Genomic DNA, 17,228 nt, shown 5'->3' on the forward strand with positions numbered 1-17,228 from the left:
TATGATTGAGCAGTGTATGACACATGGCTATGAATGGTGATTCTAAAAGCTACTGTGCCAAAAACGTTTTTTTGAACAATTGCCTAGCATCGTAAAGATAGAGGTTGTCTTGCACCAATACTTTATTGAAACGGGTTAATCCGATATCTTCATCGATATAGCTTTGGGTCCAGTCGCTATTGGCGATGACCACCCAGTCTTCGGGATAATGCACGTCATTTTTTGATATTTGCTCAAGTATCCGTCCATCTGGTTTAGTAAAACTCAAGAGCATGCGATAGCAATCAGAAGCGCGATACAGATAGGTGTTTAGATAAAGCTGATGCGGCTGATAAAAACCATTAATCAGATCATGCCAAAAAGTCGCCATGTTTATTGAGGCTTCTTTGTCAGACGTGAGTGACCAGCAGATGACTTTATTCAGACCATGAAAACCTTTGGTAAAAGTAGGCAAAAATAACAAGCCAGTCGCGATAATTTGTTGTATCAGTTGTGCCTTATCGATTTTCATTAACATCGATATATCATGTAAGGTCGTGGTGTTAATAAAATCATAGTAGTAAGTGCTGGCACTGTTATCGATAGTAAGCTGGCTATGGTTAAGGGATTCCATAAGATGGGTGTTGTCAGTTTGCGATTTAGCCATGCTCAAGATTTCGTAAGTTTCACGCCAAAGATTCGATGACTTGATGGGCAGGTAGTTCATCCAGTTTTTTGGTTTATCAGAGTGCTGCACGCCAAACCCTATCAAAGGATAATTTCTATCGCTACTATCATGGCTTGGAATAAGAACGCCAGTGATAATCTCATGAGATCTGGTATCTATATGACTAAAGTTTAAGCAATTGATCTCTTTGGTAGTCGCATTATCTGTCAGGCGCTCACTGAATATTTTTTCCGAAATTGCTAGGGCCTGACTGACCCACTCATCAATGGCGTTGGTCTCGGTGATATGGGCACGCGCGCGTACAAAGTCTCCACGCGCTGGCAGTTTGCCAAAATATATTAAAGGTAAGCGTTCAGGAGTCATGGCGTTTGCTCCTCCTGCTCAGCTACGACTGCGTTGTTATTAGCAGAAACAGAAGTGTCTGCTTGTGTATCGCTGCCATCATTAGCATTGTCAGTTACATTCAGTCCGCTTGCTGGTTGTGAACGGGTTGTACTGCTTTGTTCACTACTTTGAGCTACCGAATTATTGGTAGCGGAAGGAGTGCTATTGCCAGCGCTGTTATCAGTAATGGGTTTTGCTGTACGCGTGACCCCAAGGGCGATGACCTCATCCGGCAATTTCATACCCGTAAATGGGTTGGTAGAGCGGCCTTGACTGGCGGTGTTGCTATTGCCACTGATGATTCTAAAGCGGACAGAGATAGTAATACCATCACCTGACCAAGCCATCTCAAAGATATCGTCGCCAAGCTCAGTACGGCGCGCACTATTAATAAGACGTTCTACGCCAAAGCTGCCAGCTTCCTCAAACACCGTAAAATCTTTACCATCATAATCTTTAGCTCTAATACTCGCCCCAGGCTGGCTGCTCGGATTTGGCCATACAAACGTTGTCCATGCTTGCGTGCCCATACGATAGCGCAGTTGCTGACCATCGACGACGATCGTATACTCGGTCAAGCCGCTGACTGGAAGTGGCATGATTTGGAATGTCGTTTTACTCGAAGCACCATTAGCCCCAGATGCACTAGCACTATTGCTGCCCGTATAATTGACAAAGTAACGACCAAAGTCAGCGACAAACTGTGGACTGAGTCCTAAGCCTGCGCCATTCCATATCTTGCTTGAGATTTGATCACCGCGGCGAATGATAAAGGGTGATAATGTCTCGTTGACGAATCGGGCTACGTAGCCATCTTCACCAAAGAATTGACCAATCTCTGCTGGTGTTGCTTCTAAATTGGCATTGGCAGTAAACGGGTACTTTTTCTCTAAAGTGTCAACAAAAGGCTTACGTACCTGTGCTTTCCAGACTTTATTAATTTCCGCTTTCGTTGGTGTCAGCAGCATATTAAACGAGCGAGTCAATGGCTCACTTAATAAGGGGCGAACGAGCTGTTTTATTTCAGAGTTGGCTTGACTGAGTATTTGCTCATCCAATATCTGTAAAGACTTGGTTAATTCCGAACCTTCTGGGCTGAGAGTCTGCGATGCAAATAATAAGGCATCAGGACCGATATCAGCACTACGTGCAATGTTATTGAAGCGAGTTCGGATATCTCCCAAGCTTGTTAAATAATTGTCTAACAACGATAAGTCTTGATTGTCCTCTCTTGGTGTCACCAAGGCATGGATAGAAGCGAACTCTTGGGCTATTACACCTGATGGTGCTTGTGCTATAGGCGCATTAGGGTTAGCGCTGCTAGCGTTATTCATGGCCGCTTCTGCTTGTCGCAGTTCCGCAGGACTTTGACGCAGTATGGTTTGCTTGAACCAATTGACAAATGACCGTCGAGACTCACCACTATTGGCAGAGGCTTGGTTGGCCGCTTGATTATCCCACTGAGTTTGACGATCAACCGTCTCAAAGAGCGTTTTTAACGGTGACTCTGTGGCGTTAGACAACTGATTTAACAAGACAGCATGGTCATCGAATCCTTTGCTATCACGAACATAAACTTGTGACAAAAACCGTTTCCACTCAGTGATGTACTCTTGCTTATAACGATTGACCAGATATTGGCGAATTTGTTCAGGACTTCCCGTCAAAGTTAGATCATCTTGGCTACTGGTTGCCAGTACCCAATCATCTGCTACGACTCTCGTGGTGGCCGCTTTATCAATTTCATCACTGATAAAAGATTCCCACGCTTGTTTGGTAAAAGTACCTGAGATCACATAACTGCCTAATAGAGCTTCATTGGCTGTGTTTTGGGTAATCTGAGCCACCGTGACCGATGGAAAGCGGGCAGATGAACGCATTTTGATTTCAGAGTAGACACGCTCACGAGCAGGCTGACCTTTACTGACTTTAGACAGATTGCTGCGAGTTTTATCTATCAGTCCTAAGTCGTTTTGGACGAGCGGAAAATTTGGATCATCGGCATGAGCGAGCGTGAAGCTCAAAATACGCTCAGCTTGGCGAATCATTTTATCGCGAGGCATATCAGCGCGGTTGGCTTCAAGCCAGTTGCGCCAAAACCGTGTCATCTGATCACTTAAATGACTGGTCTCTAGATTGTCATGATTGCCAAGCATCAAATAAGCTTTGAGCGCATTATAGGCGTCTTCAACATCAGTAGGATCGGACTGAATATAGGCGTCAATAGTGGCAGTCTCAGAAGCGTCATCAGCTATCGATTCCTCTGTGCGTACTTCTAGCTGCGCGGCGTTTGTATTTACTTCTGTCAAAAACTTTTCTATGTTTTGTGTCGTGGGTGCTAGGACGATGATGTTGATACCATTGTAATATTCTGCGAGCAGTTTTTGTTTGAGGGTATCGCCTTGATAGAGACCAAAGCGTAAAGACAGCGGTTTGTCTTCTTCATAGCCCTCAAGCTGTTCTATCCGGCTTTGCAAAATACTAAGGGACTCAAGCTGAGATTGCAGACTACCATTAGAATTTTCTTGTAGCTGAGCAACTTGTTGTAAGTCGGCCACGACGCGTTCAGTCAGTTGTTTGTTATTGGTATATGACCATGTCCATAGACCGACAGCCGCGCACAAAGTAACGACGGCGGCTAGAGTAGCAAGCGCACGATGACTGCGTTTATTACGGTTTTTGTGCTGTTTGACCAAGTGCTTGTCTTTTAAAATGACTTTTGAAAATAGGTCTTGTAAAAAATAAGGCTTGTCTGCGGTTTCTTGCTGCGCGTTAAGCGGTACAGCTGGCGGGTGCAAGTCGTAGTTTTGCACCATTTGCAGGGTCATCTGGCTGTTAACTTGTCCATCCTGCAAGGCGCTGGTGAAGTAAAATCCGCGCAGTATGGGTTTAAATTGAAAAGGGTTGTCTTCAAACAAGGCGTGCATGAGCGTTCGTATCATCGGACGTAACGACTGAAACTCCATGGGGAAAGTCATGAGACTTGGAGACACAGTACGCTGATGACGCAGGGATAGCTTAGTCGTGCTCAAATCTTTTAGACCATTGACCAAAATACCGAAATGCTCTTCAAACACATCGGTGATATTGATGTTTTCAGGATCTTCAGGATAGGGAATGGTTGCGCCCCACACTTGATTACGCTCTTCTTGTTCATAATCATTGAAGAAATCACGGAAACCTGAGATCAAATCCATCTTGGTAAAGACCACGTAGACGGGCGCGTAGACTTCTAACTGTTCGGTTAAGTCTTGGACGCGGCTGCGTAAGTTTTTGGCCAAATCCAAAGCGTAGCTTGGATCGTTTTTGGTGAGTTCGGCAATGCTCACAGCAATGATAATGCCGTTAATTGGTGCTTTAGGTCGGTTCTTTTTGAGTAGATTTAAAAAAGACAACCATTCTGAGCGATCTTCTTCATAGACAGAGTAACGTCCTGCGGTATCGAGCAAAATCCCTTCGGTCGAAAAGAACCAGTCACAGTTACGCGTACCGCCAACCCCTTTTACCGATAGTTTATTGGTCTTTTCCATAAAGGGAAATTTTAGGCCAGAGTGTAGTACTGCTGAGCTTTTGCCCGCCGCTGGATTACCAATAACCATATACCACGGCAGCTCGTATAAAGCTGCCTTACCGGTTTGATCACCAATCTTCGATTTACGAATGGTTTTGATGGCATCTTGCATTTGCTGACGTAGTGCTTGTACCTCTTGAGCATTTTCATCTTTTGCCACATGAGTCTCTTTATCGTGGCTCTCATTACCGGTATCTTCGACCAAGTCGGCCAGCTCGTCTGAGGCAGCTTTGCGTTTTTTCCACAGATAGTAGGCAAGCGCGCCCAGCACCATGCATATTATTAGGATACTGATAATAATGAAAAAGGTTTTAATGGTCACATAGTCATATAGCACGACTAGAACGACTAGGATACCCAAAACTAACAACACTCTTGGATTGTAGATAAGATGGAAAAACCTTGAAAACATGCGTGCTACCTAGTGTGATCTTAAGATAATAAAATGAGTATTTACCACGATGAAGCGTTATCAAAAGCGATCATTCAGATGTTTGCGACAAATCGGCTAACCAAAGCATAGAACATTGCTTATGTTGGGTAAATAAAAATAGTAATTCTGACTCTTGTCGGTCATTTCCGGCTAAGTTAACGAATAGTGATAAGCCGATAAACGGTTTCAACCACTGATTCAATGGCATATAATGCCCTAAATTATACTCATTTACCAGCGCGCCTTTTGCTATAAATGCTTCAAGAAAGTTCATATATACTGATACATCGTAAGGTTGCTTTACTGGATTAATGTCTGATATAGCAGTCATACTTATTTCAGATAAAAAAACATTAGTCTTGAGTTCGGCGCTGGCTGATTTTTTTGTAGGTTTTGGCTCTGCTGTAAGAGTCGGTGATAACGACAGAGCATTGTCTATCAATAGATTTTTGATAATTGTTAAATGATTGAGGTAGCTGCGTTTATTATTGAGGTGATCAGTAGTCTGAAGCGAGTTGTCTATAGCATTCTGATTACTGGCACTTTTATTAACACTTTTGTTAGCATGACGATTCTTAACATCAGTGTCTTTGGTATTAGGGGTGCAAATTTCAGTCAATAAGACAGCAGTATGGTTATTGATATCGAGCACATCTTGAGCAGCTTGATTAAAAAATACCAGCAGCACGCCCGCTTCGGTAGGAATGATGTCAGAACTAAGTTCTGAGTACAGATGAGAATCTAACCATTCATCACTAATCTGAGAGTCTACAATGAGCATTAAACGCAGCTCAGGGACAGCCGATTGAGACAATAACATCAACTGTTCATTGATGAATCCCAAAGGCTCGTAAGTCTCTATATTGTCTGCTTGCTCATTATCATTGGTCACAATAAGCGTCACAGAGACTAGAGATTCTGGAATACCATAAGCAGTCAATTGCTCTTTTAGCACCGCGATAAGTACCGCCGAATCAGCGCTGGCAGGTATGCATAAATGAATGGGTAGCTTGGGTAGTGAGACGGCAGAAGGAATGGGCTTGGTATCACTTTCTTCGTTGGCACTCACCAAATAATGCTGTTGCCATTCAGGATGAATATGGATGGCAGAGTTGGCCTTTGCACTGTCTTGCTGATGATGTTGAAGAAAGTGTTCGGCCAAGGTAGACAATATCTCATCGCTCATAGCGAGCTGCTCATGAATCAAGGAACATAAGCGTAAGGTTGTACTATTTAGCGCAGCAATACGTTCTGTACGCCCATCACCTTCATTAAAGTCTTCATGATAGATAGCATTATTTAAATGGTTGTCATCAGAATCTGAGTCTGCTAAATCTGCATTAGACATATAGCTATAGCTATAGGGTAGGGAGGCGGCATCGGCTAGTCCTGCAATCGGTTTTATCAACATAGGCAATCCGTCGACACCTACCAGATCATCACTTAATACCGTCAGGTCTTCATTATTGTCAATCACCTCAGACCAGCAGTCTCCTTCAGGCAAACAAACACGGCTACATACAAATAATTTATGCGTAACGGGCTGTTTGCTGGTTGCTTGTTCACCAGATTTTTCACCCAAAGTATCTGGCGTATTTACGGCTTGATAGTCTGATTTTTTTTGCCACCATAGAAGCACCATGATAGAACCAAGTAACAGCAGGGGGATGACCACAAACCACAGTAATAAGCCAGATGAAGTGAGCTGTCGTGCATTGTCTTTAAAGTACATCCAAACCAAGACAAGGTATGCCACCAAAAGCATTCCTAAAATAAAGCGGCCATACGACAGTATTTTTTTTGTGCCCACTTATAAAAACTCCCTATTTGTTTGGTTATTACTGTGGTTATTACGGTACAACCAATATGGTTAGGCAGTATTTTATGGTATTAACATGGTTCTTTCTAGTATATTTGACGACTTTATTTTGCTTAAATAGTATTCTATATTTAGAATATATTATATTTTAAATAGTCAGCTAGACCAAAGTTTCTTTGATTTATAAAGGATGGAGAGGATCTTAGGTAAGATTTGATTGTTTTATTTTGGGATAAATTGACTTATAAATAATACAAATAAGAAAAAAAACAAATAATAAGTATAATTAAGTCAGCTTTCTTTTAAATGGAGATGATTTGTCTATATAATACTTGCGCAATAGCAATGATAAACGCCTGTTTATCTTTTCATCGTCTTAACTGCCGCTGCCTTTCACTTATGCTGTATTTGACTGTTTCTATATTTACGCTTGTTTCTATTGTCATCATTGTCATGCTCTTTGATCGGCAATTATGTGGGCGACTGTTTGATAAAGCAGCCATCTGTTTTCAGCGACTAATTATCTTTGATATCAGTAACATCAATCGTCCGTCAATAGACGCGCCAGCAAAACTGCTTCGCGCTGGTATAAAGAAATCTAGCGATTTTCTCTCGCATGTAAATGTCTCCCGAATACCAGTCATATCGGCATTATCGCTATTGATCGTTATGGCAACGGCTGGGCTGTGCTATGCCTTGATTACCAATAACTCTCTTGATGTCTATCACGCTCAAGATACCGGAGCGAGCACCGCAAGCTCACAAATTAGCCAATTGCTGATAGGAGAACGCCTGCGGCCACCACCACCACCGCCAGAAGAGATGTTCGCTGAGCTTGATGCTGAGATTGCAAGCTATCAAGCCAGCAAGACGGAAGATGGCTACTGGCCAGATGCCGAGACGAACGTCACTCAGGACGATAGACCACTGATGTTACCTGAGCCTGACTTGTCTGATTTGAATGCTCAAGATCATACTGCTGGATATTCGGGCGATATGCTGGCTTCGCATCTACATAATGGGCACATCAATGTTAAAAACGCTGACCGTAATTGGCAAAAAATGAACTCAGATTTTGTTCAACGGTTGTTGACCGTATATAAAGTAATGAGTGATCAGTATGGCTATGATATGGTACTTTTAGAAGGTTACCGCAGTCCTGCAAGACAGGCAAGACTGCTTAAAAAAGGCACACACGTGACAAAGGCTGGATCATATAAGAGTTATCATCAGTTTGGTTTGGCTGCTGATAGTGCCTTTATCAGAAGTGGCAAAATTGTCATAACCGAAAAGGATCCTTGGGCGATGCGAGGCTATAAATTATATGGTAAAGTAGCCAAATCTGCTGGACTTGTGTGGGGTGGTGATTGGCGGATGATGGATCTTGGCCATGTTGAGTTACGTAAAAAAGGGGTGCTCGGTCGCCCAGAAATGGCAGAGATTTTGACCAGTCAATAATGACAATAATATTTCAAGGTGAATTGAAAAATATGGACAGATGTATGACATTGCCGATAGTATTAATAGCCACAGGCTGTTTACTCAGCGGGGTGCTAGTAGGGTGTAGCACTGATAAATTGAACCATTCAAATAGTAAAGCCTCTACCTTGGCAGGCGAGTCTAATATTCACGACAATATAAAAAGCGTTATTGAAAATGGTAAAAGTAGTCATGACGATTTGCAAAATCTTAAAGCTCAATTAGAGCAGCAACAGCAGCAGCTTGAGATGATGAACGCAGAACAGCAGGCATTGCAAAAACAGCTAAAACGTCAGAAGCTGACACTGGATATCAAGCCAACGGCTAACGCCAATGCTGGACGTACCACGCAAGGGACAGCGAGCACCGCTTACATTGCATTTTTGGAAAAAGAAAGCGAGTTTACTGACATTGAAGCGTTGGTTGCTAAAGAAATCAGTATTATTCCTAACCGTGCAACCAGTGTGACGTTACATATCCCGCAAGATGCGCGTTTTGTCGCGGTAAAAGTAGGGCTTAGGTACACCAAGAAACGCTCGCAGCTGCTTATCCCGCTCGATAGTCTAAATTTTGAGACGCCCCTTGCACTGAATATTGGTGCATGTGATGTCAGTATTACAGGCGGTATCAATCCAGAGCTGGCACCTACATTTACCACCAAACTTAACTATTATCAGCAGCCACTAGTGAGCTGTTCGTAGGAGATTGTCTTGAGTAAACACAGAGTACTATGGGGAGAGGGGCTGTTTTTACGACCTCAGCATTTTCAAATTCAAGACACCTATCATAATTCGCAGCGGGCATTAAGCATGACGCTGATGCATCCGTATGCGTATGGGGTATCTGATGTACAGATCGACAAACAACTTTTAGAAAGCAATCTGTTAAGTTTTCAAAGCATTTATGCGGTACTGCCAGATGGGACACTATATCAAGCACCTCGTACAGATGCTTTACCAAAAGCCATTACCTTAGACACGCAAGACAATGGCGACGAGGTTTTTGTCTTTTTGAGCTTAGAGATAGTGCATAGCGGCGGCAGTAATATACAGACAGACCACAGTGACAATCCAGCGCGCTATGTCAGAGCCGCTGTAGAGGTGCAAGATCTATACAGTCAGGCAGCGGAAGCGGTTATTGATGTCATTAAGCTCTCACCAAGCTTGCAGCTCAGTCATTCTGCGCAAGCGCCCAGTCAAGATACCGTTTCTTTATTGGTTGCCAAGCTTGAACGTACCACGCAGGGCGTCTACCAAGTGGACGAGGACTATATTGTCCCAAGCGTTCATATTATGAGTAACCCTGCGCTCGTCACTCAAGTCTATCGTTTGATGACCATGATTAATACCAAGTCTACCTCATTGTACGACCATCATCGTCAGTCCAACAATGACTTACTAGAGTTTCGCTCGTCAGATATTGCCTCCTTTTGGCTATTGCACACGCTTAACACCGCCTACTCTCAGTTAAGCCATTTATACAACAATGCCAAATTACATCCAGAACGTCTTTATGAAGCGCTATTAAATGTAGCCAGTCAATTAGCTACTTTTAGCTCATTATACAAAGTGGGCGATCTGCCTGCTTATCATCATAATAATGCGAACGAGTCGTTTGTTAGTATTATTTTGATCATTCGTGAGCTGCTTAACACGGTAATTGCAAGCAACTTTATCTCGATTCCATTACGTCAAAATAAACCGTCTTACTACATGGGCGATCTGAGTAGTGACAAGATTACCCGTGGTTCACAGTTGTATCTGTCCGTCAGCTCATCGTTACCGATGCATGAACTCATCGATATCGTACCGCGCCGCTTTAAGATTGCAACCCCTGACTCAGTAGAAAAACGTGTGTTATCAGCGCTTCCGGGCTCGCCCGTTTCGCATGTGACTCAAGTACCGAGCGCTATACCAGTACGACCGGGATTTAGCTACTTTACTATTGAGCCAGTGGGTGAGTTGTATGATGAAATGATAAAATCTGAATCTATCTGTATCTATGTACCAAATGGCTTTGATGATTTAAAAATTGAGTTGATGGCTATCGTCCAGTAGTTTTTTAAAATTTAAGGTAGAAAGATTTATAGCAGTCTCGCGTCATCATGCTGCGCATCCATTTTATTCAGTATTGCCTATATGTAGTCGTATTTAAAATCATTAGCATTAGGAACAGTCATGTCAGGGAATAATTCAATGGGTTCTGCGCCCTCATTATTAGATTCAGGCGAAGTAGCATCAAAGGTCTCAGCAAACGGTCTTGATAAACGTATCAGCAGCCAATCGCTGGTTGATATCATGTATGACGGTTTTTATTTGGTGTTTTTACTACGCAATCACTATTTCAGTACCGAGCCGCGCAAATTTCGCCAAAAAATATATGACTTTTTAGACAAATTTGAGATCAATGCTCGTAAAAGAGGGTTTTTGTCAGAAGATATTCATGAAGCCAAATATGCCTATTGTGCATTGATTGACGAAACCATCATGACGTCGCAGGAGCCGATGTTCCAAACGCTAAAAGATGCATGGGAGCTGAATCCTCTGCAATTGGATTTGTTTGGCTCACAAATCGCGGGTAATGAATTTTTTGAGCGCTTAGATGGTTTGCGTGAGCAAGGTGAGAAGCGTCTGCCTGCTTTAGAAGTCTATCATTATGCTATGCTGCTTGGCTTTCAAGGAAAGTATCGTTTAGAAGCGCCTGAAAAGATTCGCTACCTGATCGCGCGCTTGGGTGATGAGATTGAGCATCTACGCGGCAATAAAAATGAATTTTCACCATTTTGGGCGATTCCCGATCAAATCAAACATACGCTGACGAGCGAAACGCCACTATGGATTATACTTGTAGTAATCGCAGTGTTGTTGACGGCGATATTTGCAACCATGTGGCAGGTTACCAATCGTTTTTCTGACAATCAACTCTCAGCATATGACCATGTGATTCAAGAAAATAAAGAACAAGCCCATATTTCTATTTTCTTACCTTAGTTGCTACTACAGTTATTTCAAAACGAAGAAAGACATAGTTGAAATACTTTAAAATTGCTACAGTGCTGCTGGTGTAGATTTTTTGCAGCCTCTGGCAGCAACGGCACAGCAAGCAAGAAAAAGTTGCACCAGCAGTACGTACTGTATCGATATTACTTTTCACCGACTATAGTTAAAAAGCAGTTCTACTGATATAAATTTATCCCAGCAGAACTGCATTTTCATGTGAATCTACTAAAGCAAGAGGGTTTACCGTTAGCGAAGCGCTATTTAATTTACATAAAGCAATTCATATAAACTGTAGAAATGACAACCATAAAAAAACCCCCATCAAAGTGATGAGGGTCTTGGCAAATGCCATAATTGAATCTAAGGTGACTCAAAGAATTTACGACTAAAATGTGGCTCTCCAACCTGGGCTCGAACCAGGGACACACGGATTAACAGTCCGTTGCTCTACCAACTGAGCTATTGGAGAATAAGCTGTAAGTATCTAACCTCTTACAACGAGCCTTAGCAGCCTCTAACGAGTTCTTACTAAGTGGGGCGTATTCTAGCAAAGATAAGAAATACGTCAAGCGTTTTTTTGCATAATGAGTAAAATTTATCGTTTTAATGACGTAATAGAAGGTTTTTGCCAACACATAACTAAAGCATTCACAAGAAAACGCCCCATAAATCACATGGGGCGTCTTTATTTATCAAAACACTTTTAGACCAATTGCTCGTTAGAAGTTATTCAGCAACGTCCAAATCAGCAACCGCTCTTTCGATACGCGACAGTGCGTCCTTTAGCGTGGCTTCATCGGTTGCGTAAGAGATGCGCATGTAGCCGCCTAAACCGAATGCATCACCAGGTACCACTGCAACGCCAACTTTATCTAATAACCATTCTGAAAATTCTGTACAAGACGAGAGACCAGCGGCTTTGATCAGCGGTTTGATGTCTGGGTATACGTAGAATGCGCCATCAGGACGCAGGCAAGTAATGCCTTTAATGGCATTCAAACCATCAACGACAAGGTCACAACGTTTTTCAAATGCCGCTACCATTGGTTCTAGTACGCTTTGATCACCACTAATAGCGACTTCTGCAGCGACTTGACTGATAGAGGTTGGGCATGACGTTGATTGTGATTGTACTTTTTTCATTGCACCGATTAACTTAGCAGGGCCACCCGCATAACCGATACGCCAGCCTGTCATCGCGTAGGCTTTAGAGACGCCGTTTAAAATAATTGCACGGTCTTTAAGCTCAGGCGCGGCATTCAAGATATTGTAGAATTTATCACCCGTCCAACGAATGTGCTCGTACATATCGTCTGAGGCCACATAGACTTGTGGGTGCTTTTTCAGCACTTCAGCGATGGCTTTTAACTCATCTAGCGTATAAATCATACCCGTTGGGTTAGAAGGACTGTTTAATACCAACATTTTGGTTTTATCAGTAATAGCCGCTTCTAACTGCTCAGCGGTGATTTTGAAGTCTTGCTCAGCAGGGCATTTGACGATGACTGGCACGCCTTCTGCGATGATAACCATGTCAGGATAGCTGACCCAATACGGCGCTGGAATAATAACTTCATCACCTGGATTGATAAACGCTTGGGCAAGGTTAAAGAATGATTGCTTACCACCGACCGATACCAAGATTTCATTCGGCTCATAGCTGATATCATTGTCGCGCTTGAACTTCTCAATGATGGCTTTTTTGAGCTCTGGCGTACCATCAACAGCAGTGTACTTGGTAAAGCCATTATTGATTGCTTCAATGGCTGCTTTTTTGATATGTTCAGGTGTATCAAAGTCAGGTTCGCCAGCGCCTAGACCGATAATGTCTTTTCCTGCGGCTTTTAGCTCTTTGGCTTTATTGGTAATCGCTAGCGTAGGTGATGGCTTGATGCTGTTGACGCGGTCTGACAGTTGCAACTCGCTCATAAGAGATCCTTTTTTATGTGGTGATGAGAGTGGTGAAAATATAGGTAATTTTCTTTTTGCATTGTAGCATGCGGTTATTAAGCTGTCTTATAGAGGTAGTAACAGAGAATGACGAATCCATCGGATAGATTCAGTCGATAAATAATTGCGAAACCACAACAATAAATCAATGGCCTTACGCTATCATTGTTTAGATTTAATAAATAAAATGAATGATCCCTTAATAAAATACAATGAATACTATCAGGCTTATAAAAAGAACAATCAGTCGCACATAAAGAACAATGGCTCATTGAAAATTTGCATGAATGGGAAATTTTTTACCACAACTTTTTGACTAAAAATGACTAAAAGGACGTTTACGATGACAGATTCTCCCAAAAAACTACATATCCTCATTACTGGCGCAACTTCTGGTATTGGGTATCAATTAACAAAAGATTATCTGCTAGAAGGCCATCATGTGTATGCCGTCGGTCGTGATGATGGAGCCTTGGCCGAACTCAAATCATTGGGAGCCGAAACCATTGAGTTGGATTTGATGGATCGTGACAAGGTGATCGAAGCTTTTAACGAAATCGAAGTGGTGGATTTGGCGATTTGTGGCGCGGGTATGTGTGAATATTTGGACATGCCAAACTTTGATAGTGCGTCGTTTATGAAGGTCATGTCAGTAAATATGGGTACGTTAGCACATGCCATCGAAGGCGTGTTGCCAAAGCTAATCGCCTCAAAAGGCCGTTTAGTAGGTATTGGTTCAGCCTCTGCTTATGTGCCGTTTGCCCGTGCTGAAGCTTATGGCAGCTCAAAGGCCGCCATTCATTATCTGATGAAAACTTTACAGATTAGCTTAGCAGAGAATGATGTGTCAGTTAGCTTAGTCGTGCCTGGTTTTGTCGAAACTCCAATGACCAAACAGAACGATTTTCCTATGCCATTTATCCAAACACCAGAGCAGGCGAGTCAGGCCATTCGTAATGGTATAAAAAACGGCCATGACGTGATCGAATTTCCCAAAAAACTCACCTTACCGTTAAAGGCGCTGGGTACATTGCCAGATTTGGTTTGGCAGCAGGTCAGTGGAAAGCTTAATAAAAAATAGCCCATCATCGTCATCAAAAACATAGTCTACTAAAGAAAATAGTCCACTAAAGAAAATAGAAAGGAATCCTTTTATGCCGTTTATTCGCCTCAAGCGTGCAAGCAAGCAACCAACAGTCGAAGAAAATAGCAGCAATGCAAAAATTTCTGACGATACTCAAACTAAAAAGCGTATTGCGATCATCGGTTCGGGTGTGTCAGGATTAACTTGCGCGCATTATCTTGTGGCGCAACATGACGTGACGGTGTTTGAGGCCAATGATTATATCGGCGGTCACGTAAATACCATTGATGTGACGTTGCAAGATGGCAAAAAAGCCAAAAGTAGCAAAGTAGAAAGTAGTGCAATAGACACAGGTTTTATTGTGTTTAATGAGCGTACCTACCCCAACTTTTTTCGCCTGCTTTATGATCTAAAAGTCCCATTTCAAGCGACTGATATGAGCTTTTCGGTAAAGAATACAGCGCGTCATTTTGAATACAATGGTCATACGCTTAACACATTATTATCGCAGCGTAAAAATGTTCTCAATCCTAAGTTTTGGCAATTTATCAAAGATGTCTTACGATTTAATAAACACATCAAGCAGCTACGTCAGGACTATGAAACTGCTCGCGCGCAAGGCCAAGACGTCAGCGCCTTCACTGAGCAAACACTCGGTGGCTATCTCGCCGAAAAACGTTACGGTAAGTTGTTTGTAGATAACTATCTGTTGCCGATGGTTTCTGCGATTTGGTCAACCAGTCTGAGCGACGTGCAAGATTTTCCCTTGGTGTTTTTTGCTCAGTTTTTTGACAACCATGGTTTGCTCGATGTGGTTAACCGTCCACAGTGGTTTACTATCAAGGGTGGCTCAAAACAGTATGTCAATAAGTTGGTAACTCGCTTTGTCAAAGCTGGCGGTGATATACAGGTAGATTGCCCCGTGCAGTCTGTGATTCGTGATGCTAAGCTTGATAATGTGACAGTAACGATTCAGGATAAAAATAGCATTAATGGTGGGTCTGAAAATCGAGTATTTGATGAGGTTATTTTTGCTTGTCACGCCGATACTGCACTTAACATTCTAAAAGATGCCAGTGTAGAGGAAACGGAAGTGCTGAGTCATTTCCGCTTTACCAAAAATACAGCCGTTCTTCATACCGACACCAGTGTGTTACCCAAAAAGCCATTGGCATGGGCAAGCTGGAACTATTTGATAGACGAGGATTCTGCTGGCAAAGACGGCACCCAAACCAAGCCTGAAGACACGCAATCGCCCGAAAAACCGGTGCTGACTTATCATATGAATATTTTGCAACGACTCACCAAAAACCATAACTATCTAGTCACCCTCAACCAAGATATCAATGACAAGCAAGTCATCAAGAGTATTGATTACAGTCATCCAGTTTTTGATCAAGCAATGATAGCCGCTCAAACCAAGTGGACAAGTATTTCTGGTAATGGCTTGCACACGCATTTCTGCGGGGCTTATTGGTTTAATGGTTTCCATGAAGATGGGGTGCGCAGTGGGTTGCGTGTGTGTCAAGCACTAGGGCATAGTATTGATATAAAGGATGACGTTGATCCGATTCATCTGCCGGATGCTGATAGCGCTCATACGCCATTTCGCTACAAGGATTTACCTATTAAAGCAGATATCAAACTGCGCAAATTGAATCAACGTCAAGTGACGACTGCGACCACCAATCAGGAGCTGATCGAGTACATTGAGCAGTTACAAACTTCTCCGAGCATAAAGCAAAAGCGCGGATTATTTGGCAGTCGTAGAAACAAATGATGTTGTCATAAAAATAAATCAACCCCAACGAAGAGCGTGCTATGCCTATCAAAGAAGAGTCGTCTAATAGCTTCTTACAGCATCAATTATTCCATGGCACAACATGGCACAGTCGGCTGTTGCCAAATATACATAAATTCGTTTATCCATATCGCTATTGGGGCGTCAATATTAGTGCCTTGGCGGCAGGACAGACACTTCCTGAAGTCAGCGTGGCAACTTCTAGTAAACATAAAATTTTAGGGAAATTGCCGTTATTTTCAGCGAAGAGAAAGGCATTACAGCAGTTTTGTCCTGATGATTATTTGCAGGATTTTAATAGCCTAAGTAAAAATAACGATGTAAATAACCTCAATAATAAAGAAGACGGATTGAATAGCTTTCAAGCACTTAACCATCGTTTACACCAAGTATTTACTGACCATACTGGTAGCGCGCCAACAGGTGATATGCTTGGATTGCTGGTTTGCCGTAATGCTGGCCTGTATTTTAGCCCGGTGAATTTTTATATTGGTTTTGATAACCAGCAGACACCGACTCATTTATTGGCTGAGGTTTCCAATACGCCATGGAACAAACGCCATTATTATGGATTTTTACTCAATGGGACGGACACTGAGCTTTGTCATGACAAAAATTTTCATGTATCACCCTTTAATCCTATCGACCAGTTATATCGTTGGCAAGTGACCATAAAGAACACAACGAAAAACGAGATGGAGAGCCAGCTAGATAACGGTTTGCAGGTTCGTATTGCGATTGATATCAGCGATGAGCGCGGTGACGTGTTAAAAACTGGCATAAAAATGGCTGGCGTGCCAATGACGGATACATCTGTTCGTGACAGCTTGCAGAAAAATCCGCTGATGAATTTGACGTCTGTAACGCGTATCTATTGGCATGCGTTTAAGCTCTATGCGATCAAAAAAGTGCCCTATATCAATTATGATGAAAAGCTAGCCGACAGTCAGCAGCAAACAAAAGCACTCAAAAAGACAGGCTTTGACGATTAAAAATTCAGAAAATTTCGTAATTTTAACCCCTCAAATTTAGAGAACTTAG

11 protein-coding genes and 1 tRNA gene are annotated in these 17,228 nt (G+C 42.5%); 7 read left to right on the forward strand and 5 right to left on the reverse strand.

All coding sequences use genetic code 11. From position 1 onward, the window contains the following. Nucleotides 1-49 precede the first annotated feature (49 nt). The 3 genes from tagF to M917_RS06315 all read right to left on the reverse strand — a co-directional run bounded on the left by tagF (nt 50) and on the right by M917_RS06315 (nt 6,811). Nucleotides 50-1,030 (reverse strand): type VI secretion system-associated protein TagF, encoded by a 981-nt coding sequence (tagF, locus tag M917_RS06305; protein ID WP_021813957.1) that lies wholly within the window; start codon nt 1,028-1,030, stop codon nt 50-52. Continuing rightward, nucleotides 1,027-5,034, reverse strand: a complete 4,008-nt coding sequence (gene tssM, locus M917_RS06310; protein ID WP_021813958.1) for a type VI secretion system membrane subunit TssM — start codon at nt 5,032-5,034, stop codon at nt 1,027-1,029. The genes tagF and tssM overlap by 4 nt, the downstream gene beginning before the upstream one ends. Nucleotides 5,035-5,104: 70 nt before the next feature. Beyond that, nucleotides 5,105-6,811: a hypothetical protein gene (locus tag M917_RS06315; RefSeq protein WP_152513961.1), complete on the reverse strand. Its 1,707-nt coding sequence runs from the start codon at nt 6,809-6,811 to the stop codon at nt 5,105-5,107. A 462-nt stretch (nt 6,812-7,273) separates the two neighbouring features. Here M917_RS06315 and M917_RS13975 point away from each other — a divergent pair, with 462 nt between their 5' ends. The 4 genes from M917_RS13975 (at nt 7,274) to icmH (ending at nt 11,343) form a co-directional block, all read left to right on the forward strand. Then, nucleotides 7,274-8,332, forward strand: a complete 1,059-nt coding sequence (locus M917_RS13975) for a M15 family metallopeptidase (RefSeq protein ID WP_021813960.1) — start codon at nt 7,274-7,276, stop codon at nt 8,330-8,332. Between the two features lie 44 nt (nt 8,333-8,376). Further along, nucleotides 8,377-9,054: a hypothetical protein gene (locus M917_RS06325; protein ID WP_021813961.1), complete on the forward strand. Its 678-nt coding sequence runs from the start codon at nt 8,377-8,379 to the stop codon at nt 9,052-9,054. A gap of 9 nt (nt 9,055-9,063) precedes the next feature. Continuing rightward, complete coding sequence (gene tssK / locus M917_RS06330; protein WP_021813962.1) at nt 9,064-10,410, forward strand: type VI secretion system baseplate subunit TssK; 1,347 nt, start codon at nt 9,064-9,066, stop codon at nt 10,408-10,410. A 120-nt stretch (nt 10,411-10,530) separates the two neighbouring features. Beyond that, the gene (gene icmH, locus M917_RS06335; RefSeq protein WP_051354241.1) at nt 10,531-11,343 is read left to right on the forward strand and encodes a type IVB secretion system protein IcmH/DotU; all 813 of its coding nucleotides are present in this window, start codon (nt 10,531-10,533) and stop codon (nt 11,341-11,343) included. A 402-nt stretch (nt 11,344-11,745) separates the two neighbouring features. Here icmH and M917_RS06340 read toward each other — a convergent pair. Both M917_RS06340 and M917_RS06345 read right to left on the reverse strand, forming a co-directional pair. After that, nucleotides 11,746-11,821 (reverse strand) — tRNA-Asn (locus tag M917_RS06340). Nucleotides 11,822-12,078: 257 nt separating this feature from the next. Next, nucleotides 12,079-13,281, reverse strand: a complete 1,203-nt coding sequence (locus M917_RS06345; RefSeq protein ID WP_021813964.1) for a pyridoxal phosphate-dependent aminotransferase — start codon at nt 13,279-13,281, stop codon at nt 12,079-12,081. Between the two features lie 364 nt (nt 13,282-13,645). Here M917_RS06345 and M917_RS06350 point away from each other — a divergent pair, with 364 nt between their 5' ends. From M917_RS06350 to M917_RS06360, 3 genes are all read left to right on the forward strand, one after another. Beyond that, complete coding sequence (locus M917_RS06350; RefSeq protein WP_021813966.1) at nt 13,646-14,383, forward strand: SDR family NAD(P)-dependent oxidoreductase; 738 nt, start codon at nt 13,646-13,648, stop codon at nt 14,381-14,383. A 73-nt stretch (nt 14,384-14,456) separates the two neighbouring features. Further along, nucleotides 14,457-16,166 (forward strand): NAD(P)/FAD-dependent oxidoreductase, encoded by a 1,710-nt coding sequence (locus M917_RS06355; protein WP_021813967.1) that lies wholly within the window; start codon nt 14,457-14,459, stop codon nt 16,164-16,166. Nucleotides 16,167-16,207: 41 nt separating this feature from the next. Further along, entirely contained in the window at nt 16,208-17,179 is a 972-nt protein-coding gene (locus M917_RS06360; RefSeq protein ID WP_021813968.1) for a DUF1365 domain-containing protein, read from the forward strand. The last annotated feature ends 49 nt before the right edge of the window (nt 17,180-17,228 follow it).

It is taken from the genome of Psychrobacter aquaticus CMS 56 (assembly GCF_000471625.1).
GTDB lineage: Bacteria > Pseudomonadota > Gammaproteobacteria > Pseudomonadales > Moraxellaceae > Psychrobacter > Psychrobacter aquaticus.

Excerpts from the sequence above, each read along its gene's own strand:
- M917_RS06355 (WP_021813967.1), top strand. The coding sequence starts at position 14,457 with ATGCCGTTTATTCGCCTCAAGCGTGCAAGCAAGCAACCAACAGTCGAA.
- M917_RS06360 (WP_021813968.1), top strand. The coding sequence starts at position 16,208 with ATGCCTATCAAAGAAGAGTCGTCTAATAGCTTCTTACAGCATCAATTA.
- tagF (WP_021813957.1), bottom strand. The coding sequence starts at position 1,030 with ATGACTCCTGAACGCTTACCTTTAATATATTTTGGCAAACTGCCAGCG.
- M917_RS13975 (WP_021813960.1), top strand. The coding sequence starts at position 7,274 with ATGCTGTATTTGACTGTTTCTATATTTACGCTTGTTTCTATTGTCATC.
- tssM (WP_021813958.1), bottom strand. The coding sequence starts at position 5,034 with ATGTTTTCAAGGTTTTTCCATCTTATCTACAATCCAAGAGTGTTGTTA.
- icmH (WP_051354241.1), top strand. The coding sequence starts at position 10,531 with ATGTCAGGGAATAATTCAATGGGTTCTGCGCCCTCATTATTAGATTCA.
- M917_RS06345 (WP_021813964.1), bottom strand. The coding sequence starts at position 13,281 with ATGAGCGAGTTGCAACTGTCAGACCGCGTCAACAGCATCAAGCCATCA.
- M917_RS06350 (WP_021813966.1), top strand. The coding sequence starts at position 13,646 with ATGACAGATTCTCCCAAAAAACTACATATCCTCATTACTGGCGCAACT.
- M917_RS06325 (WP_021813961.1), top strand. The coding sequence starts at position 8,377 with ATGACATTGCCGATAGTATTAATAGCCACAGGCTGTTTACTCAGCGGG.